Genomic DNA, 22,250 nt, shown 5'->3' on the forward strand with positions numbered 1-22,250 from the left:
TTCAAACAGGTAAATTAACTTGATAAATTTAGTCATATTAAATAAGTATCTGGCTGAAATTTCCTTATTCGAGGACAGCCAAGTTGCAACTTCCAAACACCTTCCAAACTGGCATTACGCGTAGCGCTAAAATCGCCGTCTTTTTTACGCTTTTATTCTTCGGCTTTCTGCAGGGAGCTTTTGCAACGAAATCAGAGGCGCAGCGCATTGTCTCCCTCGGCCCCGACGTGACAGAAATCATATTCGCGCTTGGTGCTGGCGATAAGGTTATCGCAGTTGATCGCAGCAGCAAATATCCCGCTGAAACGGCCAATAAAGCTAATGTCGGCTATCGTCGCAGCCTGTCACCCGAAGGCATTCTGGCGCTTAATACCGATCTCATCATTGCTTCCGAAGATATTGGTCCACCCGAAACCACAGACTTACTCAACCAATCCGCCGTCGAGGTTTTCTATGTACCCGTTGATAACAGCCGTGAAGGACTGATTAAAAAAATTGGACTAATTGCAAAGCGGCTTGGAGTTGAGAAACAAGGTGAAGTTCTCACAAAGAATGTCATCGATGACTTTGATGCAGCTACCGCCTATGCCACAAAGGTTTCGGCGGGCAAGCAAAAGAAGGTTGTGTTTTTCCACGGTCTTGCACGGCTGAGCGGCGCAGGTAACGACACCGCAGCGGATGCTTTCATTCGCTATGCTGGCGGGATCAATCCTCTATCGATTTATTCCGGTTATAAGCCTGTATCCGAAGAGTGGCTTGTTAAGGCTGAGCCAGATGTGGTTCTCATGCTATCAGATGGTGCTGGCGGGCCGACACTCAAAGATGTTTTCTCACATAAAGCCTTGCAAGAGACACCCGCTGCGCACAGTCAGTCACTTGTTGTGCTGGAAGGCCCGTATATGCTGGGATTTGGACCACGCACGGCCGAAGCCATCAAAAAATTAGCAGCAGCACTTTACGAGTGACCCAAATGAAACGGCAAGGGTGATATATATTCGTCATCGTCGTTTGATGTTCCTGAATTCTCGCACGCGTTATAATACGCGTCATTTGCTCTACTGTGACGAGCGCTACTTTTACCTAGCTTGCCTTATTCTTGAGTGCGACGGAAACTTACTGCGTGATTTATCTGAGCTTCAATGTGCTTTTTGCTTTGCCGCTCACAGAAGAAAGCGCTCTTAAACCGAGATTTATCTTTATCAAACAATCGCTTGGACGATTTACGACATCTGTGGTTGGTGTGACAAAGAGAAGTGGCTCGGGAAATCTGCACAGCTAGGATAAGTGGAAATTCTGCCTGACTTCGGCTTAGATGCCGGGAACAGGAGATACCATGACGAGACGACCACGCCGAAACCATAGCCCAGCTTTTAAGGCAAAAGTTGCGCTGGCTGCGATTAGAGGCGAGCAGACGCTAGTGGAATTATCCCAGCATTTTGACGTGCACGCGAACCAGATAAAGCAATGGCAAGATCAGCTTCTTGAGGGGGCCATTGGTGTTTTCGGCGACGAGACCAAGGCGGAATCAGCAGAGCCAACCGTCGACGTTAAAACGCTGCATGCCAAGATCGGTGAGCTAACTCTGGAGAACGATTTTTTAGCCGGAGCGCTCAGCAAGGCGGGATTGCTGGGCGGAAGGAAATGATCGACCGCGCTCACAAGCTTTCGGTCGCACGACAGGCAAAGCTCCTCGGGTTCAGCCGTAGCAGTGTCTACTATTCACCGCGCCCTGTATCGGATGGCGATCTGGCACTGATGCGCCGGATCGATGAATTGCATCTGGAATACCCATTCGCGGGAAGTCGGATGTTGCAGGGGCTTTTGAAAGGAGAAGGGCTTGAAGTTGGGCGGCTGCATGTCGCTACGCTGATGAAGAAGATGAGCATCGAGGCGATTTACCGTCGCCCAAACACCTCGAAGCCAGCGCCAGGGCATAAAATCTATCCCTATCTCCTGCGCAAGCTGGCGGTCACCAGACCCAATCAGGTGTGGGCAATGGACATAACGTATATTCCGATGGCACGTGGCTCTGTCTATCTGTGCGCTGTCGTCGACTGGTTCAGCCGCCGGGTTCTATCATGGCGACTGTCGATCACAATGGAGGCGGACTTCTGCATCGAAGCGGTTGAGGAAGCTCTGGTCAGCTATGGAAAGCCTGAAATATTCAACACGGATCAAGGATCACAGTTCACGTCCATCGACTTCACTAACTTGCTGAAAAAGGCAGAGATCGCCATCTCGATGGATGGCAAGGGTTCGTGGCGAGACAATGTCTTTGTCGAGCGGCTCTGGCGATCAATCAAATACGAAGAGGTTTATCTTCACGCCTACAAAACCGTGTCCGAGGCCCGAACTGGCATCGGCAGATATCTAAATTTCTACAACAGCCGACGGCCACATTCATCGCTTGACCGACAGACACCGGATCAGGTGTACTTCAACGCGCTGACACCAATGATCGTGGCAGCATAATCGAGGCGGTAATCCACTTAGCAAAACGCCCGAAACTGTTCAGACAAACCGAACCACTTCTAAGGTATCCCCCCCTACACCAAAATGTAAAATCACAGCAAAGGTGTAAAATGGGTGTTTTGAAATATGTGCTAAGTGATTGAATTTGGTGAGCGCGCAGGGATTCGAACCCTGGACCTACTGATTAAAAGTCAGTTGCTCTACCGGCTGAGCTACGCGCTCCCTAATGGAGTATTTAACCCCAGGAAGTGCGGCGGAACATACGGGCGACTTTTGAATTGGTCAACACCATAAAATCAAGTTTCTCCAACATAAATTCAAAAAAATAGTCATATCCGTACAAATTCCATACCAAGCCGATCCAACACAGACATTCCAACGCTAAAAAACACCATCAAAAGAATAAAATTGGCAATCCAGCCATTCAGAAAGACAGAATCACGCGGCGGACGACGTCCATCGAAAAATCAATTGATTCTAGAAATTGATATGGATTTCTAGAATGATATTGTAGGCTGTCAGCGTAACCCATTCTAGCGTATCGGTTTTTCATGTCCTTTATCGCCAAAGCATTTTTTCGCTTTCGTCATTCCTTATCCGGGATCGGATTGGCACTCGGCACTTTGTTCTTCGCGGCAGCACTGACGCCAAGCCTTGTACCCCGAACTTATGTGATGCAAGGCGTGCTGTGTGGTGTTGCCTTTGGACCAGGATATGGATTGGGTGTTTTCTGGCGGTTGATCTGGCGTTACCTCGAACTTCCAGAGCCGCGTGAACGGTTGCGGCGGCGAGTTAACATCTTTATCGGCCTTATATGTCTCGCAGTTGCGCTAGCAGCGCTCTATCTTTCCGCTGAATGGCAAAATTCTGTCCGCTCTGTCATGAGCATGGAGCCTCTCCCAAGCGCCTACCCTGCAAGCGTGTGCGGGTTAGCAATTGTTACATTTCTTGTCCTGCTGCTTTTAACACGCGCGCTCATTTGGCTTGGGCTTTTCATTTCTAGAATGACACATCGCCTCGTGCCGCGCAGAGTGTCAAATGTCGTCGGCATCACACTGACAATTGTTTTGATATGGACAATTGCGAACGGCCTTCTCATCAAATCGACTTTTGAAGTGCTTGACCGCTCATTTCGCGAGTTTGATGCACTGATTGAGCCAGACCGCCCTCAGCCAAAAGAAAGCCGCAAGACAGGAAGTGCCACATCCCTTTTAGCATGGAATGAACTCGGGCGTGCCGGACGTGAATTTGTTTCGTCTGGTCCTGCGGCGGAAGAGATATCATCCTTTACCGGACGCGATGCTGTTGATCCAATTCGTGTCTATGCCGGATTGAATGTCGCTGACGCGCCCAAACAACGTGCCGAGCGCGCGTTGGAAGAGTTAAAGCGACAGAACGGGTTTGACCGTTCAATTCTCGTCATTATCACTCCTACGGGCACTGGCTGGGTTGATCCTGCTGCAATGGACGGCCTCGAATTTCTACATGATGGCAATGTCGCGAGCATTGCTATGCAATATTCTTATCTCAACAGCCCGTTATCACTGCTCTTTCAGCCCGAATATGGTGCCGAAGCATCACGAGCTCTATTCACAACCGTTTATAATTATTGGAAAACACTGCCAAAAGACCAGCGTCCAAGGCTTTATCTATATGGCTTGAGTTTAGGCGCGATGAACTCCGAGAAGTCAGTCGCTTTATTTGAAATGCTTGAAGACCCAATAAATGGTGCCTTATGGGCGGGGCCGCCCTTTCCAAGCCGCGACTGGAAGCTGCTCACTCGGGACCGAAATGAAGGCACGCCGGAATGGCTTCCCGTATTTCGCGATGGAGCGTTTGCCCGCTTCATGAACCAAAAAGGCGAAGCACCCGGTAATGGTGATCGATGGGGGCCGCTTCGAATTGTTTATCTGCAGTATGCCAGCGATGCTGTTGTCTTTTTTGACAGCCATGCGCTTTATCGGCAACCCGAATGGATGAACACGCCACGTGGTTTTGATGTCTCGCCAAAATTGCGGTGGTATCCAGTTGTGACAATGCTTCAGCTTGCGCTTGATATGGCTTTCGCAACCACGACTCCAATGGGCTACGGCCATGTTTATGCACCGGAAGACTATGTTAATGCCTGGATTGATGTTGCAGATGTTGATGGATGGAATGAAGCTCAGATCAATCGTCTCAAGCAATACCTCCGCCATAAACTCACTGGCGAAGACGTCGAAGGTTACGAACAGCGTGGCGGATAAAAAGCCAGAATAAACAAAACAGCCGCCCAATTAGAGCGGCTGTTCATCTCAGGAGTCAAATCCTGCTATCGGTAAGGCGAATAGCACTGCTGACGTGGGCCGTTATATGGCTGGAACGTATTGTCCGACGCCCGGTAAGATTTATATCGGTTGTAGCACCACTGAACATGGTTGTTACTCTGACGATAAACCGGCTGCGGCGCTGGCTGTGATGCAATAGCCCCGCCGATGATCGCACCAGCACCGAACGCTGCAAGTGGATACCACCAGCCGTCATTGTGACGACGATAGCCTTGGCGATAGTGATTATAACCACGATGACCATTCCAATATCCAGGACGTGGCCGATGGTTGCCGTTCCAGCCTGGACGCGGACCCGGGCGATGACCATTCCAGCCAGGCCGATTTCCCGGACGATTTCCATTCCAGTTACCGTTACCGTTACCGTGACGACGCCAACGGTCATCGCGAACATTCAAGACATTATCAGAGCCTGCAACCTGTGCTGTCGGCAGGACCGGAGCGGCAGAGACCGGCGCCATAGCCCCAATCATAAAAGTCGCACCGATCAAGCCAACCATCATTTTTTTCAACGTTTTGATCATCTTGTTCTCCAGTTCAACTGCACACATCATGCTCAATGCCAGATGAACATGCGCTGAATGATAGGGAGAAATATATAGCGCCCTCAACACCTGACAAGCTCCCGTCATTCATGATCCATCATCGCATTCGCGGCTAAAATTTCCGATAATACAAAGGTATGGCTATGTTTCTATTAGAATCTGCTATTAGTGATGGTTCGTTTGAACCCATAATAAATTGGGTCACTGTTAAATAGCGGGGAAAGTCGTGCAGGCGGAACCAATAACTGCCAGAATGAATTCGACTAGCTTGTTATCGGGCACTGCAAACCCGTTTCTGGCTGCGATTGAGCATACCCCCACGCCGATGGTTATTACCGATCCACGCCTTCCAGACAATCCAATTGTCTATGCAAACGAAGCGTTCATGAATTTGACGGGCCATTCTGCGGAAGAAGTTATCGGCCAAAATTGTCGATTTTTGCAGGGCGAAGGAACGCGCGCAGATCATATCGATGCTATTCGCAATGCATTACATGCTGAAACCGCAATCGACATTGACGTTCTGAACTATAAGAAATCCGGCGAAGCATTTTGGAATCGCCTGCATATTTCGCCTGTTAAAAACGCTGACGGTCAGGTCGAGCATTTCGTTGCAACGCAGCTCGATGTGACATTGGAACTCAAACAGCTTGTTGAACTTCAAAAAGAACGTGACCTGCTTTCCACGAAAACTGCTCGACACCAAAAACATCTCGATTATATCGTTGATGCGGCCAATATCGGTTATTGGTCACGTGATTTAAACAGCGGAATTGTGACCGGATCAGCAGAATGTCGACGAATATTCGGCTTCACAGAGAATGAGCCCATTAATTTCGATCAGATTGTTGAATTGATCGCTATTGAAGATCGAATGGCTGTGATCCAGCAGACTGAGGCCGCTTTTATAAACGGCGAACCTTATTCCATGGAATATCGGATCATCAATAAAGCTGGAGAAACTCTTTGGGTTGAGACCCGAGCAAAAGCCTTGCTTGGTGAGAATCCGGCTCTGGTCGGTGTTATCTTAGACGTGACAGAACGCAAGCAGAACGAAGCCGACAAAGCACTTGTGACACGGGAAATTTCACATCGGTTCAAGAACTCGATGGCAATGGTTCAATCAATTGCCAACCAGACATTACGCAATGCAAGTAATTCCGATGAAGCAAGCAAATTATTTAACGAACGCTTGCATGCACTGGCACAAGCACATGATATGCTGCTGCAAGAGAATTGGAACGGCGCAACAATCAAACAAATTGCCGACACAGCACTGGAACCGTTCAATAGAACCTTCGGCAATCGCATTCGCATAAGTGGCCCATCGCTCTTTGTGTGCGACCGAATTACCGTTTCGCTTTCGCTTGGCCTTTATGAACTGGCCACAAATGCTGTTAAATACGGCGCATTGTCGGATGAGCACGGCAGCATCGATTTCAGTTGGAACGTTATCATTGATAACAGAGAACACAAATTCCACATGCAATGGGTTGAAAGTGGCGGACCGACCGTCACACGTCCATCGCGCCGCGGTTTTGGACAGCGTCTCATACGTCTGGTTCTCGCGGAAGAACTCAAAGCACGGTGTGATATTGATTTCGCCCCGACTGGCCTGAAAATTGATGTTGTGGCTCCCATCACCTGCGAAATCTTTCCTGGCTTTGATCACGGCGCGCATTCTACCAGTATTCCCGTGGGAGCAACTGGTTAAGAAGCAGAGGCATTTTGACATCTGGTGCCCGACTTGAAAAAGCGCCATATGCTGCGATCATGAACGACAGCTCCGCTCCTTCCATTTTTGTTACTGAAGACGAATGGCGCCATACCGCACGCGATACGTCACCAGTAGCCCCCCGTTTTCTTCCGCAGTCGAACGACCAGCCTGCAGTTGAGTGGTTGATTGCTGAAGGTCTAACAAACTACGAAGCAGCGCTCACGTTCATGGAAAAGCGTGTGCAAGCAATTCGCGATGGCACCGCAAACGAACTTGTCTGGCTTGTCGAACATCCGCCGCTTTACACTGCTGGCACCAGCGCTCATACCGAAGACCTGCTGACGCCGGATCGTTTCCCAGTTTTCAACACCGGACGTGGCGGTGAATACACCTATCACGGCCCCGGCCAGCGCGTGGCCTATGTGATGCTGGACTTGAAGCGTCGCCGTGAAGACGTCCGGGCATTTGTCACCGCACTTGAACAATGGATCGTCGAGACATTGGCGCAGTTCAATGTCAAAGGTGAACGCCGCGCAGATCGTGTTGGCGTATGGGTTTCACGCCCGGAGAAGCCACTGCTTACCAATGGTGGCATGTGTGAAGATAAGATCGCCGCTATCGGTATTCGTCTTCGCCGCTGGGTGAGCTTCCACGGCATTGCCATCAATGTCGAGCCAGAGCTCGAACATTTTGGCGGCATTGTGCCCTGTGGCATTGCGGAATATGGCGTGACCAGCCTTGTCGATCTAGGCCTGCCGATCACCATGGGCGACGTTGACGTGGCACTGGGAATAGCTTTTGAAAGCGTCTTTGGCCCACGTCAGACGAAATAATCAGACGGCTTTTATTCGCCTTTCGCGCATGAAGACGTAAAAGCCAGATCCCACGATAATGAAGATACCGAACCATTTGGACGGTGTCGGAAAATCACCAAATATAATCAACCCAACCAAAACCGCATTGACGATTTCCAGATACTGAAACGGTGCCAGCATGGATGCTGGTGCAAGCTTAAATGCCTGCACAACCAACAAATGGCTGATTGTGCCAATAGAGCCCAGCAAAAACAGCAACAACCAAGGCTGTAGACTATGAGGCAGCGCGAAGCTCAAATCTTCAATGCCGGCAGCCGTGCCAAAAATCATAAACAGACCTGCGATCAACGATCCGCCGACGCCTGCATAAAACTGCATGACGACAGGACCTTCTTTAGCGCCGTATTTTCGGTTCAAAATCAGATAGATTGCAAAAGTGACGGCAGTCGCCAATGGCAACAGGGATACCGCGCCAAAAATCTCAAAACTTGGCTGAATAACAATCATCGTTCCGATCAGACCAATCCCGACCGCACTGAACCGACGCCAACCGACATTTTCTTTAAGAAAGACAGCAGATAGCAATGTTAGGATCAGCGGCTCGGCAAAAAACACCGCCATGGCGTCGGCGAGCGGCATATATTTAACGGCAGTGAAGAAACATGTTCCGCCGAAACCCATCAGGGCGCCACGCACAAGATTGCCCGTAAGATGCTTCGTATGCAGCGCACTCAGACCGCCCATAACAATAAGCACAAGAAACATCAGCCCTGACTGAATGAAAAAGCGCATGAAGGTGACAGTCGCCGGTGGCATATTGTCCATCATGGCAAGCCACTTGCCGATGGCATCCATAAGCGGCAGTAGCAACACCGAAAGCACCATGATCGCCATGCCTTTAACGTGTGCTTCGGTACCGCCTGTCGCCTTGCCCTGCATTTTATTACTCACAATTTCATCACTGCAATTGCGCTTACGCGAATGGTTGGCCGGTTTCTATCTTAATCCGCGTAAGGAAGCATGCGGTTTGACTTTAGCCGTGCTTATGGTGCAAATCGGTCTCGCTTTAGGCAAAACCACTTGATAACTTGGGACTAAACTGGAACGTAAGGCGAACTTTATTCGCAATGCGGGTATTACAGTGGCATTATATATGTGATTCGCAGATATAGATTTGGTGCCGTTCGCTGGGGGCGGTCCTTCAGGTTTCAGATAGAAAGCTTTTCGGACAAAGATGGACGATAACGATCTCTTTTCCAGAGTAGTGAACAATGCCCGTGAACGGCAGATGGAACAGCAGCCCAAGAAGGCTTCTGTATCGACGCCTGCTGCGCAAACGGCAACGGCACCGTCTACAACGAAGCCAGCGCCTGTCGCGACCAAGGCTCCACCTGTTTCATCTGGTGCTGATGATTACAACGCCTCCTCCATTCGTGTTCTTGAGGGCCTCGAGCCTGTGCGTCTGCGCCCCGGTATGTATATCGGCGGCACCGACGAAAAGGCGCTGCATCACCTTTTTGCAGAAGTCATTGATAACTCGATGGACGAAGCCGTTGCAGGCCACGCCAACTTCATCGAAGTCAATCTTGATGCCGAAGGCTTCCTGACCGTCAGCGATAACGGACGCGGTATTCCGGTCGACGAACACCCACAGGTGCCTGGAAAATCGACCCTTGAAGTCATTATGACAAAGCTGCATGCAGGCGGTAAGTTTGACGGCAAAGCCTATGAAACCTCAGGCGGTCTGCACGGTGTCGGTGTTTCGGTGGTTAACGCGCTTTCCGATGTTCTGGAAGTCGAAGTTGCACGCAATCGCCGCCTTTATCGCCAGCGCTTTTCGCGCGGCATTCCGCAGGGTGGTCTCGAAGATGTCGGCGAAGTGCACAACCGTCGTGGTACGCGCGTCCGTTTCCATCCCGACCCGGATATTTTTGGCAAGAATGCACATTTTGATCCGCACCGGCTTTATCGCATGGCGCGCTCAAAGGCTTATCTTTTCGGTGGCGTAGAAATTCGCTGGAGCTGCGATCCCGCACTTCTCGACCCGAAAAAGGAAACACCGGAAAAGGCTGTATTCCACTTTCCCGGTGGCTTGAAGGATTATCTTGCGGCGTCGCTTGGCAAAGAGCATCAGGTGACGCGTGAGATTTTCTCCGGTCGCACTGAAAAGCAAGGCGGTCACGGCGCTGTTGAATGGGCCGTGTCGTGGTATGGCGGTGACGGCTTCGTCAATTCCTATTGTAATACGATCCCGACGGGCGACGGCGGCACGCATGAAGCAGGTCTGCGCATTGCATTGACGCGCGGCCTCAAAGCCTATGCCGAACTGACCAACAATAAGCGCGCTTCGATCATCACCACGGATGATGTGATGATTTCAGCGGCAGCCATGCTTTCGGTCTTCATTCGGGAACCGGAATTTGTCGGTCAGACCAAGGACAAGCTCGCAACAGTTGAAGCGCAGCGTATCGTGGAAAATGTCATCCGCGATCCGTTCGATCATTGGCTTACAGCCTCGCCACAGGAAGCATCCCGCCTGCTCGACTGGGTTGTCGATCGCGCGGAAGAACGCCTGCGTCGCCGACAGGAAAAGGAAACCGTTCGCAAAAGCGCGACGCGCAAACTGCGACTTCCGGGCAAGCTTGCAGACTGCACGCAGAATGCGGCTGCGGGTGCTGAATTGTTCATCGTGGAAGGTGACTCAGCTGGCGGCTCTGCCAAGCAGGCACGCAATCGTTCCAATCAGGCGATCCTGCCGCTACGGGGCAAGATTCTGAACGTTGCCAGTGCAGGCCGTGAGAAGCTGACAGCCAACCAGCAGATTGCCGATCTTGTGCAGGCGCTGGGTAGTGGTACCCGTAAGAATTATCGCGAAGACGATCTGCGTTATGATCGCGTCATCGTCATGACCGATGCTGACGTGGATGGTGCGCATATTGCATCACTGCTGATCACGTTCTTCTATCAGGAAATGCCAGACCTCATCCGCAACGGTCACCTCTATCTGGCTGTCCCGCCGCTGTATCGTCTCAGTCAGGGTGGCAAAGTCGCTTATGCTCGTGATGATGCGCACAAGGACGAGCTGCTTCGTACGATGTTTACCGGACGTGGCAAAATTGAAATCGGCCGCTTCAAAGGCCTTGGCGAAATGCGCGCCGAGCAGCTCAAAGAAACCACCATGGATCCGAAAAAGCGCACGCTTCTTCGTGTTCATGTGGATGAGGATTATATCGATGAAACGCGCAGCACCGTTGATGACTTGATGGGTACAAAGCCGGAAGCGCGCTTCCGCTTCATTCAGGATCGCGCTGCGTTTGTGGAAGAGCTTGATATTTAACTCAGCCTGACGATAGGCAATCAATTCGTTGGATTATCAATCCGTGAAAGATAGCGGGCGCATATAAACGCCCGCCATCACTTTATTTATTGTGCTCTGTCAGCCATTGCTGCATCATTTTGATTTCGGCTTCCTGTGCGGAAATGACTTCTTCCGCGAGCGCCTTCACCTTCGGATCAGAACCATATTTTAGTACCACCCGAGCCATATCAATGGCACCCTGATGATGAGGGATCATTCCACGCATAAAATCTGCATCAGCATCACCGCTATATTCTATAGCCATACCTTGATGCATACGGTCATTGGCAGCTTTATAAGCCAACACCGCAGAATCTTCAGAAGATGCGTCAGCTTTCTCAGGGCCACCACCATGGTGCATATGTGCATCGCTAGTTCCAGTCTGCGCTTGAGCAATACCCGCTCCGAGACATGCAACCAATACGCTCACTAAAAAAGTCTTTGTTATGCGTTTATTGCCACCCAAAAGCATATTCAAAAATGTCATGAGAACCTCCATGGTTTATCTCATGTCAAAAAATAAGGGTTCCCATCGCTGGAAGGTCAAGCGATCAAGTGCCAAAAAACGAAGAAAAGCCAATCGCTGATCGCGTGATTTATTGTTTCACATCGATGCCTAGCTTCGTTTGTAAGTCATCAATAGATTCCTTGACGAAGAATGTGAGATCAGCACTCAGCGTCACAATACGCGTTCCCGTACCATAGGCATTATATGACAAAACATGGTTGAAATTGACCGCAACCCGTTCGCCGCTAACGTCCGTAAGCATAATCCACATGTGCCCCTCCTCTGAAAAAAACGATTCCTTACAAGAGGATAGGCGTATGTCTCAAAATGGCAATGACGCTTTATAAGTCAGCACGCATTCGCACTTTTTCAACGATGCACCCAAAACTCGCCGACCATTCTTCGCCGCGCTGATTAATGTGAAAACCAAATTTCTCATACAGCCCAATCGCTCGGAAATTATCGGCATGAGTTCCGATTTCAGCGTCAGAAAAACCATTCAGAATGATCTGCGCCATCAGCGCATCAAGCAGTGCTCCGCCAACTCCCTGACCATGATGGAGCGGATGAACCCAGAGGTCTGAAATATAGTTTGTGTTCGGGACATAAGCGCCCCAGCCGAGAATCTCACTGCTTCGTTCCACCAGCAGAACACCATCGGCATTTTCATGTAAATCCCGCAAGAATTTGGTTTGAAGCGCCAATCTGCTTTCATCCGTCAGCGTAATGTCACGTGCAACCGTTTGCCATGCGCGAACTGCTAGATCAGCCATCAAAACAAATTCGCCGGGGAATGCCCGGCGAATGAGAGTTTCAGATTTTACCACCATTTTTTCGGGGTAAAGCGTCCGGCTGCCTGCTCAATTGCACCTGCTGCCTGGAACAAAGTTTCTTCCTCGAACGGGCGACCGATCAGCTGCAAACCAAGCGGCAAGCCCTGATCGTTGAGGCCCGCAGGAACAGCGATTCCCGGAAGACCAGCCATATTGAGTGTAATGGTGAAGATATCATTGAGATACATCTTGACCGGATCGTTCGCGAGTTCCTTATCGCCGATGCTGAATGCAGCAGAAGGCGTAATCGGCGTCAGAATTGCATCAACACCGCTTGCAAAAACATTTTCAAAGTCCTGCTTAATCAGCGTACGAACCTTCTGCGCACGCAGATAATAAGCATCGTAATAACCTGCCGACAGAACATAGGTTCCAGTTAGAATACGGCGCTTTACTTCCTTGCCAAACCCAGCGGCGCGACTCTGTTCGTACATGTCGGCAATGTCCTTGCCCGGCACACGCAGACCATAACGTACACCGTCATAACGTGCGAGGTTGGAAGAAGCTTCCGCAGGTGCCACGATATAATAAGCAGCAAGTGCATATTTCGTGTGGGGTAGCGAAACATCGACAATTTCAGCGCCAGCATCTTTGAGATATTGAATGCCCTTCTGCCAAAGCGCTTCGATTTCTTCTGGCATACCATCGATACGATATTCGTTCGGAATGCCGATCTTGAGGCCCTTCAGTGACTTGCCAATCGCTGCTTCATAATCTGGAACCGGCAGATCAACTGAGGTTGTATCTTTCAGATCGACCGATGCCATGGATTTCAGCAAAATTGCGGCGTCGCGCACATCGCGCGCAATCGGACCAGCCTGATCAAGCGACGACGCATAAGCGACAACACCCCAGCGCGAAACGCGGCCATAGGTTGGCTTGATACCAACGGTGCCGGTAAATGCCGCTGGCTGACGGATTGAACCACCCGTATCAGATGCCGTGGCACCAGCACAAAGATGCGCGGCCACCGCCGCTGCTGAACCGCCCGACGATCCCCCCGGCACCAGATCAACATCTGAGCCGTTCGCACGCCAAGGGTTTTTCACAGGGCCGTAATAAGAACTTTCATTGGACGAGCCCATGGCGAATTCGTCCATGTTGAGCTTGCCCAACATAACAGCGCCGTCAGCCCAGAGGTTTGAAGTGACAGTTGATTCATATTCAGGCTTAAAGCCGTCCAGAATATGCGAGCAAGCCTGCGTGTGAACACCCTTCGTCGCAAACAGATCTTTTACGCCAAGTGGAATGCCTTCGAGAGCACCGGCCTTGCCTTCGGCAATGCGTGCATCGGAAGCTTTTGCCATCTCGCGCGCCTTTTCAGGCGTTACAGCGACATAGGCATTGAGCTTGTCATTGGCAGAATCAATAGCCGCAATATAGGCTTCAGTCAGTTCCGTCGCAGTGAAGGCTTTGGCCTTCAGCTTATCGCGCGCTTCGGCAATGGTCAGTGCGGTCAGTTCGCTCATCATCTAATCCTGTAAAGTCATGCCTCAGCAAGGCGCTTTTCAAAAAAGGCGCTGTATTCGGAATCGGGATAATCTAAAACCACTCCGCAGCGCGCAAAACCCGAATTTTCATAAAGCCGCCAGGCACTCTCAAAGCCGGGACCAGTACCCGTTTCAAGGACCAAATGCGAAGCACCCTTGGCTTTTGCCTGCTCGACAATCGCATCAACAAGATGTGAGCCGATACGCTTACCGCGAACTTCAGGGCGCGTGAACATGCGCTTAAGTTCACCAACATCGTTGTCATGCATCTTCAATGCGCCACAGCCGACGGCCTTGCCGTCTTCATCTCGCGCGACGAAAACTGTCGTGTCTGGCTCCGCCATCTGTTCAACAGTCATCTTGAACTGGAACTCGATAGGCGAAAGCGGCAGCATATGCGCGTTCAATGCTTCAACAAGATCACGCACATCATCCTGCAATGGGGTCTCGATGGAAACCCGGATAGCCATCGGCTTACTCCACGACCTTTGGCACGACAAAGAAATTGTCTTCGGTCACAGGCGCATTGGCAACAACCGCACTGGCGATATTTCCATCTGTCACTGCATCTTCGCGCAAGCGCATTTTCATCGGCGAAACCGACGTCATGGGCTCAACGCCTTCGATATCGACTTCGTTCAATTGCTCGACAAAGCCCAGAATTGCATTGAGTTCGCCGGTCATGCGCTCTGCTTCGTCTTCAGTGACAGCAATACGCGCAAGATGCGCGACGCGCTTGACGGTGGAAATATCGACGGACATCCTGTTCTCCGCAATTATATGTTTAGGACGGCACGAAACCACCCCGAAAAGGTTCTTTTACCGGCTATAACGGTGTGGGTGCGGAAGCGCAACATTTCTTGCGCTTCCATCCATAGTTAGAAACTATGAACCGTGCCCGCTGGAGCAACCAGAACTTTGGTATTCGTCTGTCCTTCCATGCCAGCAACGAACTTATCCGCATTCTGATCAATGATCGGGAAAGAACCGTAGTGGCATGGCAGTACGGTTTTAAAGTTGAAATAACGCTGACAGGCAAGAGCTGCCACAGCACCACCCATTGTAAAGCGATCGCCAATAGGAACTATACCGATCTCCGGCTGATGCAATTCATTGATAAGCGCCATATCGGAGAAAATATCCGTATCTCCCATGTGATAAAGCGATGGAGAATTGTTGAAATGGAATACCAACCCGTTCGGGTTGCCCAGCGCCTGACTTTCACAGCCGTCCGTCAGGGTAGCTGATGAATGGAGCGCATTGACAAATGTGACAGTAAATCCGTCAAAAGAAAGCGTGCCGCCAGTATTGCCCGGATCCAGCTTTTCCACACCCTGACTCCCAAGCCAAGCGGCAAGATCGGCATTTGCTATGACCGTTGCACCATGTTCCTTTGCGATTGCCACTGTATCGCCGATATGGTCACCATGACCGTGAGTCAGCGCGATATGCGTGGTGCCTTTAGTCGCTTCATTAAAATCGATGCCCTTGGCGCCCGGATTTCCATTGATAAACGGATCAATGAGAATGACCGCTTGTTCCGTTTCAACGCGATAGGCTGCATGGCCCAACCAGGTGATTTTCATTGTGTGTCTCCTTGCGGCTCGATTTTCAGTTTTAAAACAGATATTACGTTGCAATTCCATCAGGCAATATGAAGCCTGATCAAAATACTATGAGGACATATGGCCGTCGTTGAGATCGAAGACGTTTTGGAAATTCTGCAACCCGGCCAGACAGTCGCCGGGCTTGATCTTGGGACCAAAACTATCGGCCTTGCGGTTTCTGATCTCGGCCTGTCGTTCTCACATCCGCGTCCCGTGATTAAACGCACCAAGTTCACAATCGATGCACAGGTGCTGCTGAAAGCACTCGAAGCAGACAAGGTCGGCGTCATTATTATTGGCCTGCCGATGAACATGGACGGTTCAGCTGGTCCACGCGTTCAGGCGACGCGCGCCTTCGTGCGCACTATGCAGCCACTGACCGACCTGCCCTTCGTCTACTGGGACGAGCGCCTGTCTACAGTCGCAGCCGAACGCGCGCTGATCGACATGGACGTTTCACGCGGAAAGCGGGCCGAACGGATTGATTCGGCCGCAGCTTCCTTCATTTTGCAAGGTGCGCTCGATCGCCTGCAAATGCTGCGCTCATCGAACGTCGATGACAGCGATTACGACGCCGGATAAAGCTGGTCCAATATCCGATTGGCATTATGGCGTGCGTCCAGCATGCCATAGGTCGAACGCCACTGACCACCAAGACGCGTTTCGATAAATGCATCGGCCACATCATCCGCGCCAAGATTACGCAGTTCTGCGGCGGCAGCAGCATAAGCGAGTTGCTCCGTCAGAAGACGCGCAACGCCCTGATCGGTTTCGGTTAGCTGCAAGGCCGCCTGCAACACATCAATCGTCCCCTGCCCGCGTACGCCCAGCTGCCCGCTGATCCAGTCGAGAACTTCATCGAACAAAGCTGGAGCACGCGAAAGCACACGCGCCACATCAAGCGCCATCACATTGCCCGAGCCTTCCCAGATCGCATTGACCGGCGCTTCGCGATAGGCCCGTGCGAGATTTCCTTCCTCTATGTAGCCATTGCCGCCAAGGCACTCCATCGCTTCATAAAGCAATGCCGGTGCAATTTTGCAGACCCAGTATTTCACAACTGGCGTCATACAGCGTGCAAAAGCCGCTTCCGCGCGATCACTTGCAGCCATATCAAAAGCGCGCGCCAGACGCATGGAAAGTGCAGTCGCGCCCGCGACATCCAGTGCCATATCAGCGAGAACACGGCTCATGAGCGGCTGTTCAATAAGTTTTCGCCCACCCACCTCACGATGACGCGCATGATGGACAGCTTCGGCCAGCCCTGAGCGCATCAGCCCCGCAGAGGCAACCGCGCAATCGAGCCGCGTCAGCGTAACCATATCCATGATGGTTTTGACGCCTTCGCCCAGATTGCCGACCAGATGACCAATCGCGCCGTCGAACTCGACTTCGGATGAAGCATTGGATTTGTTGCCAAGTTTGTCCTTCAAACGCTGGAAGAAGAAACCGTTTCCAGCCGCTTCATTGGTCAGACGCGGCAACAGGAAGCAGGAAAGCCCCTCTTCCGCCTGTGCCAGCACCAGAAAAGCATCCGACATAGGCGCCGACATGAACCACTTATGGCCGCTAATTGTATAGGTGCCGTCTTCGTTGCGTTCTGCGCGGGTAGTATTGGCGCGCACATCCGTGCCGCCCTGCTTCTCGGTCATGCCCATTCCAAGCGTTATGCCTTGCTTCTGCAGAGCAGGCTTTTGCGAGGAATCATACTTGCGCGACAGAATCTGCGGCGACCATTCCTTGTAGAGATCCGGCGACGCCATGACGGCTGCAAGCGACGCATTGGTCATGGTCAACGGGCAGAGATGCCCTGCCTCAAGCTGTGCTGTCAGGAAGAAGCGCACGGCGCGAGCCTGATGGCGACGTCCGGCTTCAGCTGGATTGGCCTCCCAAATTGAGCAATGAAGGCCCTGCGCAATCGAACGGCGCATCAGCGCATGATAAGCGGGGTGATATTCCACCAGATCAGCGCGACGACCCTGACGATCATGCGTGCGCAGCTTTGGCAATTCGGTGTTGGCAAGACGCGCCAGATCCTGCGCTTCTGCCGACATGACGAAACGCCCGGTGTTTTCCAGATCAGAATGCAGTTCTTTTGGGAAACGCGCTGCGATCTGTATCAGAAGCGGATCGCCCAGATATGCATTTGTGCCCGTCATGGACGGTGTCTGGTTGGTGACTTCGTGCGTTTTCACAGGCTCATCCGTTTGGTTCTGTTCAATTCAAATTCAGCTCGTGAGCCTTTTGCGGCTCAGCGATTTAACATTCTATGCTTTCTTGCATCGTAATTTCCTAACATTTTCACACAGCCCACCGCTTTATGCCCAAAGAATACAGGTTTTTCTTTGTGAATCGGCCAAAGCCATTATAAGGGCGGTTGCGGTCCAGTTCTTGCGGCTCTATACGGGTGACTTGCCATGACAAATCAAACGGTCTCACCGATTTTCCCTCATCGCCACCTGCTTGGCATCAAGGGGCTATCGCCCCTGGACATTAATTGTCTTCTCGATCTTGCGGATCAGGAAGTGGCTGTCTCCAGACAGTCAGAGAAGAAAAAGTCCGTGCTGCGCGGTCGCACCCAAATCAACCTCTTCTTTGAAGCATCGACGCGAACGCAATCATCGTTCGAACTCGCCGGAAAACGGCTGGGCGCGGACGTGATGAACATGTCGGTGGGCAATTCATCGGTCAAAAAGGGCGAAACGCTCATCGACACCGCGATGACGCTGAACGCCATGCAGCCAGACATTCTGGTCATTCGCCATGCATCCGCTGGTGCTGCGGCGCTCCTTGCGCAAAAAGTCGGCTGTGCAGTCGTCAATGCGGGCGACGGTGCGCACGAACACCCCACACAGGCGCTGCTCGATGCGCTGACCATCCGCCGTGCCAAGGGCGACATCGGGAACCTGATCGTTGCCATTTGCGGCGATGTGCTTCACTCGCGCGTTGCGCGCTCCAATATCCTGCTTCTCAATGCACTTGGCGCGCGTGTTCGCGTCGTCGCCCCATCGACTCTGTTGCCTTCCGGCATCGCCGATATGAGTGTTGAAGTTTACAACACCATGGAAGAAGGTCTGAAAGACGCCGATGTCGTCATGATGCTGCGCCTCCAGCGTGAGCGTATGGCTGGCTCTTTCGTACCATCGGTGCGTGAATATTTCCGCTTCTACGGTCTCGACAAGGACAAGCTGAAAATCGCGCGGCCCGACGCACTCGTCATGCATCCGGGCCCGATGAATCGCGGTGTCGAAATCGCATCTGATGTCGCGGATGGTCCACAAAGCATGATCCAGCAACAGGTGGAAATGGGTGTCGCCGTGCGTATGGCGGTTATGGAAGCCTTGCTCGATCCGCGTCGTGCAGAAGCCGCAGGAGAACGCGCCAAATGACCAATATGAGTGCGATCCTTTTTGAAAATGCCCGCATCATTGATCCGTCTCGTGGGCTCGATGAAGTTGGTAGCCTTTTGATCAAAGACGACAAGATTGTCGCCAGCGGTGCAGATGCCCGTAATCAAGGTGCCCCGGAAGGTGCTGAAATCATCGACCTCAATGGCATGGCTATTTTGCCGGGTCTGGTTGATTCCCGCGTCTTCGTAGGCGAGCCGGGCGCCGAGCATCGTGAAACCATTGCATCGGCCAGTCAGGCCGCAGCGGCTGGCGGTGTAACCTCAATCATCATGATGCCGGATACCGATCCGGTTATTGATGACGTGGCGCTTGTGGAATTCGTCAAGCGAACCGCACGCGACACGGCTATCGTCAATGTGCATCCCGCCGCTGCCATTACCAAGGGCCTGCATGGTGAGGAAATGACGGAAATCGGCCTGCTTCGCGATGCAGGTGCGGTTGCCTTCACTGAAGGTCGCAACACGCTTGTTAATACGCAACTGATGCGCCGCGCTCTCACCTATGCGCGCGACTTTGATGCCGTTATTGCGTGTGAAACCCGCGATCCATATCTCGGCGCCAATGGCGTGATGAATGAAGGCTTGTTTGCGAGCTGGCTTGGACTTTCGGGAAGCCCGCGTGAAGCGGAAGTGATTCCACTGGAACGTGATCTGCGTTTGGCTGCTCTAACCCGCAGCAAATACCACGCAGCCCAGCTCTCGTGTGCCATGTCAGCCGATGCACTCAAACGCTCGAAAGATCTTGGCAGCAACGTAACGGCAGGCGTTTCGATCAATCACTTGTCGCTTAACGAAAACGACATCGGCGAGTTTCGTACCTTCTTCCGGCTCTCACCACCGCTTCGCAACGAAGAAGATCGTCTGGCAATGGTTGAGGCCGTCAAAAACGGTACCATCGACATTGTAGTATCAGCCCATGATCCGCAGGATGTAGACACAAAACGTCTGCCTTTTGCAGATGCGGAAGCTGGCGCGATTGGTCTGGAAACGCTGCTGGCAGCGGCTCTTCGTCTTCACCACAACGACAGCATTCCCTTGCTTCGCCTGGTTGAAGTGCTTTCAACCGCTCCTGCGCGGATTTTTGGTCTCGATGCTGGAACGCTGAAGCCCGGCGCAAAAGCTGATCTTGCGATTGTTGATCTCGATGAGCCTTGGGTAGTTCGCGAAGAAGACCTGCATTCGCGCTCAAAAAATAGCTGTTTTGAAAGTGCCCGCTTCCAGGGCCGTGTCAACCGCACGGTCGTTGGCGGGAAAACCGTTTATACGGCTTAGCATTAACTAAATAAGCATCAAGAATAATGCCTTAGGCTTTTCTTATCGCTCTCACAAATTTTGAAAAGCCGTCTTGATTTTAGGCGGCTTTTCTTCTCAACTGATTTCATAAAGAAGATATGGGGAATTTCATGGCCGACACAGGTCTTATCAATTTGGTGACACTCGGCACGCTGATATTCGGCTATATCCTTGGTTCCATTCCCTTTGGGCTTATCCTGACAAGGCTTGCAGGATTGGGCGATGTACGTTCAATCGGCTCGGGCAACATTGGCGCTACCAATGTTTTGCGTACCGGCAATAAGAAACTCGCCGCAGCAACTCTCCTTCTCGACGCACTGAAAGGCACAGCAGCGGTTCTTATTGCATCAAAATTCGGTCCGGATGCGGCTATTGCAGCCGGTTTTGGTGCCTTTATTGGCCATTTGTTTCCGGTCTGGATAGGCTTTAAAGGTGGCAAAGGCGTCGCGACCTATCTCGGTATTTTGCTCGGCCTCGCATGGCCAAGCGCACTCATTTTTATCGCAGCTTGGATCGTAACTGCCCTTCTCACCCGCTATTCGTCGCTGTCTGCGCTCGTAGCAAGCCTCATTGTCCCAATCGCGCTTTATGTGCGCGGTGATCTGTCGATTGCGACACTGTTTGCAATTATGACGATTATCATCTTTATCAAACACCATGCCAATATTTCACGCCTTCTCAGCGGTACCGAAAGCAAGATTGGTAAAAAAGGATGAAACAGAGCGCGAATTCAAAAAACGGAATTCGCCTCTCAGATAAGCAGCGGCTCAACTGGCTGCGTCTCATTCGCACTGAAAATATCGGACCCGTCGCATTCCGCGACCTCATCATGTTTTGTGGCTCTGCGGCCAGCGCCATAGAACGTCTTCCTGATCTTAATATACGTGGCGGTGGTTCAAAACCCGTCCGTGTTACGCCGCTCGAAGATGCCGAACGCGAGATTGAAGCAATTGCGCGCATGGGTGCGCGGCTTGTTGGCATGGGTGAGCCGGATTACCCAAAACAGCTTAAAAACTGCGAAGCACCGCCCCCGCTTGTCATCATAAAGGGCAATCCAAATGTCTTTCGCAAACCACCCGTTGCCATTGTAGGATCGCGCAATGCATCCGTTGTCGGCGCCCGCTTCACGGAAAAACTGGCTCGGGATCTTGGAGACGCTGGCTTCGCAGTTGTTTCAGGCCTTGCGAGGGGCATCGACGCTGCGGCACACAAGGCAAGTCTAACAAGCGGAACAGTCGCTGTGCTGGCAGGTGGTCTCGACAGACCTTACCCCCCCCGAAAACCTGCCCATCTATCGCGCAATACCGGAACATGAGAGCGCATTAATCAGCGAAATGCCGATGGGGGCAGAACCACGCTCACGCGATTTCCCACGCCGTAACCGCATCATTGCAGGGCTGTCACTCGGACTGATCGTCGTTGAAGCAGCGGAACATTCAGGATCGCTTATCAGCGCACGTATGGCAGGTGAAATGGGCCGCACGGTGTTTGCCGTACCCGGCTCACCGCTTGATCCGCGCGCTCGCGGAACCAATTCACTGTTGAAACAAGGAGCCACACTCGTCACGAATGCCGATGACGTTATTGAAGCCTTGAACCCACTGATAGGTCGAGAAGCAATTCAGCGAGACGCAGATCAACCGGACCTGCTCAAACAATTTGACGAGCCGCCAGAACCGCCTCATGCAGTCACCACTGATGAACAGCGTGACATTCTGCTTGATGCGTTAAGCGTCGTCCCGATTGATGTGGATACCCTTGTGCGACATACCAGCCTTGATGCCAGCAGCGCGCAACTCATTCTGTTGGAGCTTGATCTTGCCGGGCGACTTTTACGTTATCCCGGCAATCAGGTGGCATTGGTGCCTCAGTAGAA

Annotated in this window: 20 protein-coding genes, 1 tRNA gene and 1 pseudogene; 11 read left to right on the plus strand and 11 right to left on the minus strand. The window is 51.8% G+C overall.

Translation table 11 applies throughout. The annotated features are described in order from the left end of the window. The first annotated feature begins 83 nt into the window (after positions 1-83). Positions 84-965, plus strand: a complete 882-nt coding sequence (locus U2P60_RS06590) for a heme/hemin ABC transporter substrate-binding protein (protein WP_413571900.1) — start codon at positions 84-86, stop codon at positions 963-965. A 368-nt stretch (positions 966-1,333) separates the two neighbouring features. Further along, positions 1,334-2,472, plus strand: a protein-coding gene (locus tag U2P60_RS06595; RefSeq protein ID WP_413571901.1) for an IS3 family transposase whose coding sequence is annotated in 2 segments (ribosomal slippage) — positions 1,334-1,601 and positions 1,601-2,472 — 1,140 coding nt in all. Because the reading frame shifts where the segments join, the coding sequence is not laid out codon by codon here. A gap of 146 nt (positions 2,473-2,618) precedes the next feature. Here U2P60_RS06595 and U2P60_RS06600 read toward each other — a convergent pair. Next, positions 2,619-2,694: transfer RNA gene (locus tag U2P60_RS06600), tRNA-Lys, on the minus strand. Between the two features lie 329 nt (positions 2,695-3,023). On the opposite strand from U2P60_RS06600, the gene U2P60_RS06605 reads away from it, so the two are divergent. Continuing rightward, the gene (locus U2P60_RS06605) at positions 3,024-4,718 is read left to right on the plus strand and encodes an alpha/beta hydrolase (RefSeq protein ID WP_413571902.1); all 1,695 of its coding nucleotides are present in this window, start codon (positions 3,024-3,026) and stop codon (positions 4,716-4,718) included. A gap of 65 nt (positions 4,719-4,783) precedes the next feature. Here U2P60_RS06605 and U2P60_RS06610 read toward each other — a convergent pair whose 3' ends face one another. Further along, positions 4,784-5,323, minus strand: coding sequence for a BA14K family protein (locus U2P60_RS06610; protein WP_413571903.1), 540 nt, complete (start codon positions 5,321-5,323; stop codon positions 4,784-4,786). A gap of 274 nt (positions 5,324-5,597) precedes the next feature. Here U2P60_RS06610 and U2P60_RS06615 point away from each other — a divergent pair, with 274 nt between their 5' ends. Further along, positions 5,598-7,058, plus strand: coding sequence for a PAS domain S-box protein (locus U2P60_RS06615; RefSeq protein WP_413571904.1), 1,461 nt, complete (start codon positions 5,598-5,600; stop codon positions 7,056-7,058). An 83-nt stretch (positions 7,059-7,141) separates the two neighbouring features. Then, positions 7,142-7,894, plus strand: coding sequence for a lipoyl(octanoyl) transferase LipB (gene lipB / locus U2P60_RS06620; RefSeq protein WP_413572013.1), 753 nt, complete (start codon positions 7,142-7,144; stop codon positions 7,892-7,894). Here lipB and U2P60_RS06625 read toward each other — a convergent pair whose 3' ends face one another. Next, positions 7,895-8,815, minus strand: coding sequence for a DMT family transporter (locus U2P60_RS06625; RefSeq protein WP_413572015.1), 921 nt, complete (start codon positions 8,813-8,815; stop codon positions 7,895-7,897). A gap of 295 nt (positions 8,816-9,110) precedes the next feature. Here U2P60_RS06625 and parE point away from each other — a divergent pair, with 295 nt between their 5' ends. After that, positions 9,111-11,213, plus strand: a complete 2,103-nt coding sequence (gene parE / locus U2P60_RS06630; RefSeq protein ID WP_313829956.1) for a DNA topoisomerase IV subunit B — start codon at positions 9,111-9,113, stop codon at positions 11,211-11,213. 82 nt (positions 11,214-11,295) lie between these two features. Here the strand turns inward: parE and U2P60_RS06635 are convergent, their stop codons facing one another. The 7 genes from U2P60_RS06635 to U2P60_RS06665 all read right to left on the minus strand — a co-directional run bounded on the left by U2P60_RS06635 (position 11,296) and on the right by U2P60_RS06665 (position 15,651). Then, positions 11,296-11,721: a DUF305 domain-containing protein gene (locus U2P60_RS06635; protein WP_413571906.1), complete on the minus strand. Its 426-nt coding sequence runs from the start codon at positions 11,719-11,721 to the stop codon at positions 11,296-11,298. A gap of 109 nt (positions 11,722-11,830) precedes the next feature. Continuing rightward, entirely contained in the window at positions 11,831-12,013 is a 183-nt protein-coding gene (locus U2P60_RS06640; protein ID WP_413571908.1) for a hypothetical protein, read from the minus strand. A gap of 70 nt (positions 12,014-12,083) precedes the next feature. After that, entirely contained in the window at positions 12,084-12,515 is a 432-nt protein-coding gene (locus tag U2P60_RS06645; RefSeq protein ID WP_413571909.1) for a GNAT family N-acetyltransferase, read from the minus strand. Between the two features lie 47 nt (positions 12,516-12,562). After that, the gene (gene gatA, locus U2P60_RS06650) at positions 12,563-14,044 is read right to left on the minus strand and encodes an Asp-tRNA(Asn)/Glu-tRNA(Gln) amidotransferase subunit GatA (RefSeq protein WP_413571910.1); all 1,482 of its coding nucleotides are present in this window, start codon (positions 14,042-14,044) and stop codon (positions 12,563-12,565) included. 17 nt (positions 14,045-14,061) lie between these two features. Further along, positions 14,062-14,535: a GNAT family N-acetyltransferase gene (locus U2P60_RS06655; RefSeq protein WP_313829962.1), complete on the minus strand. Its 474-nt coding sequence runs from the start codon at positions 14,533-14,535 to the stop codon at positions 14,062-14,064. Between the two features lie 4 nt (positions 14,536-14,539). After that, positions 14,540-14,827 (minus strand): Asp-tRNA(Asn)/Glu-tRNA(Gln) amidotransferase subunit GatC, encoded by a 288-nt coding sequence (gene gatC / locus U2P60_RS06660; protein ID WP_313829964.1) that lies wholly within the window; start codon positions 14,825-14,827, stop codon positions 14,540-14,542. A 116-nt stretch (positions 14,828-14,943) separates the two neighbouring features. After that, positions 14,944-15,651, minus strand: coding sequence for a metal-dependent hydrolase (locus U2P60_RS06665; protein WP_313829965.1), 708 nt, complete (start codon positions 15,649-15,651; stop codon positions 14,944-14,946). A 99-nt stretch (positions 15,652-15,750) separates the two neighbouring features. Here U2P60_RS06665 and ruvX point away from each other — a divergent pair, with 99 nt between their 5' ends. Further along, positions 15,751-16,254, plus strand: a complete 504-nt coding sequence (ruvX, locus tag U2P60_RS06670; RefSeq protein WP_413571911.1) for a Holliday junction resolvase RuvX — start codon at positions 15,751-15,753, stop codon at positions 16,252-16,254. Here the strand turns inward: ruvX and U2P60_RS06675 are convergent. After that, positions 16,239-17,867 (minus strand): acyl-CoA dehydrogenase family protein, encoded by a 1,629-nt coding sequence (locus U2P60_RS06675; RefSeq protein ID WP_413571912.1) that lies wholly within the window; start codon positions 17,865-17,867, stop codon positions 16,239-16,241. The two genes, ruvX and U2P60_RS06675, sit on opposite strands and share 16 nt — an antisense overlap. 222 nt (positions 17,868-18,089) lie before the next feature. On the opposite strand from U2P60_RS06675, the gene U2P60_RS06680 reads away from it, so the two are divergent. From U2P60_RS06680 to dprA, 4 genes and pseudogenes are all read left to right on the plus strand, one after another. After that, positions 18,090-19,061, plus strand: a complete 972-nt coding sequence (locus U2P60_RS06680) for an aspartate carbamoyltransferase catalytic subunit (RefSeq protein ID WP_413571914.1) — start codon at positions 18,090-18,092, stop codon at positions 19,059-19,061. Positions 19,062-19,066: 5 nt separating this feature from the next. Next, entirely contained in the window at positions 19,067-20,353 is a 1,287-nt protein-coding gene (locus U2P60_RS06685; RefSeq protein WP_413572016.1) for a dihydroorotase, read from the plus strand. A gap of 131 nt (positions 20,354-20,484) precedes the next feature. Next, positions 20,485-21,090 carry a glycerol-3-phosphate 1-O-acyltransferase PlsY gene (plsY, locus tag U2P60_RS06690; RefSeq protein ID WP_413571916.1) on the plus strand — a complete coding sequence of 202 codons (606 nt, stop codon included), beginning with the start codon at positions 20,485-20,487 and terminating at the stop codon, positions 21,088-21,090. Beyond that, positions 21,087-22,248: pseudogene (dprA, locus tag U2P60_RS06695) on the plus strand (DNA-processing protein DprA). Before plsY ends, dprA begins: the two are co-directional and overlap by 4 nt. The last annotated feature ends 2 nt before the right edge of the window (positions 22,249-22,250 follow it).

The organism is Brucella sp. H1_1004, from assembly GCF_047308065.1.
Lineage (GTDB): Bacteria > Pseudomonadota > Alphaproteobacteria > Rhizobiales > Rhizobiaceae > Brucella > Brucella pseudogrignonensis_B.

Bases quoted from the DNA above. Each gene is read 5' to 3' on its own strand.
- U2P60_RS06625 (WP_413572015.1), bottom strand. From the start codon at position 8,815: ATGCAGGGCAAGGCGACAGGCGGTACCGAAGCACACGTTAAAGGCATG.
- U2P60_RS06685 (WP_413572016.1), top strand. From the start codon at position 19,067: ATGAGTGCGATCCTTTTTGAAAATGCCCGCATCATTGATCCGTCTCGT.
- U2P60_RS06655 (WP_313829962.1), bottom strand. From the start codon at position 14,535: ATGGCTATCCGGGTTTCCATCGAGACCCCATTGCAGGATGATGTGCGT.
- U2P60_RS06665 (WP_313829965.1), bottom strand. From the start codon at position 15,651: ATGAAAATCACCTGGTTGGGCCATGCAGCCTATCGCGTTGAAACGGAA.
- plsY (WP_413571916.1), top strand. From the start codon at position 20,485: ATGGCCGACACAGGTCTTATCAATTTGGTGACACTCGGCACGCTGATA.
- parE (WP_313829956.1), top strand. From the start codon at position 9,111: ATGGACGATAACGATCTCTTTTCCAGAGTAGTGAACAATGCCCGTGAA.
- U2P60_RS06645 (WP_413571909.1), bottom strand. From the start codon at position 12,515: ATGGCTGATCTAGCAGTTCGCGCATGGCAAACGGTTGCACGTGACATT.
- U2P60_RS06680 (WP_413571914.1), top strand. From the start codon at position 18,090: ATGACAAATCAAACGGTCTCACCGATTTTCCCTCATCGCCACCTGCTT.
- ruvX (WP_413571911.1), top strand. From the start codon at position 15,751: ATGGCCGTCGTTGAGATCGAAGACGTTTTGGAAATTCTGCAACCCGGC.
- gatC (WP_313829964.1), bottom strand. From the start codon at position 14,827: ATGTCCGTCGATATTTCCACCGTCAAGCGCGTCGCGCATCTTGCGCGT.
- U2P60_RS06605 (WP_413571902.1), top strand. From the start codon at position 3,024: ATGTCCTTTATCGCCAAAGCATTTTTTCGCTTTCGTCATTCCTTATCC.
- U2P60_RS06615 (WP_413571904.1), top strand. From the start codon at position 5,598: ATGAATTCGACTAGCTTGTTATCGGGCACTGCAAACCCGTTTCTGGCT.
- U2P60_RS06610 (WP_413571903.1), bottom strand. From the start codon at position 5,323: ATGATCAAAACGTTGAAAAAAATGATGGTTGGCTTGATCGGTGCGACT.
- U2P60_RS06635 (WP_413571906.1), bottom strand. From the start codon at position 11,721: ATGACATTTTTGAATATGCTTTTGGGTGGCAATAAACGCATAACAAAG.
- U2P60_RS06640 (WP_413571908.1), bottom strand. From the start codon at position 12,013: ATGTGGATTATGCTTACGGACGTTAGCGGCGAACGGGTTGCGGTCAAT.
- gatA (WP_413571910.1), bottom strand. From the start codon at position 14,044: ATGAGCGAACTGACCGCACTGACCATTGCCGAAGCGCGCGATAAGCTG.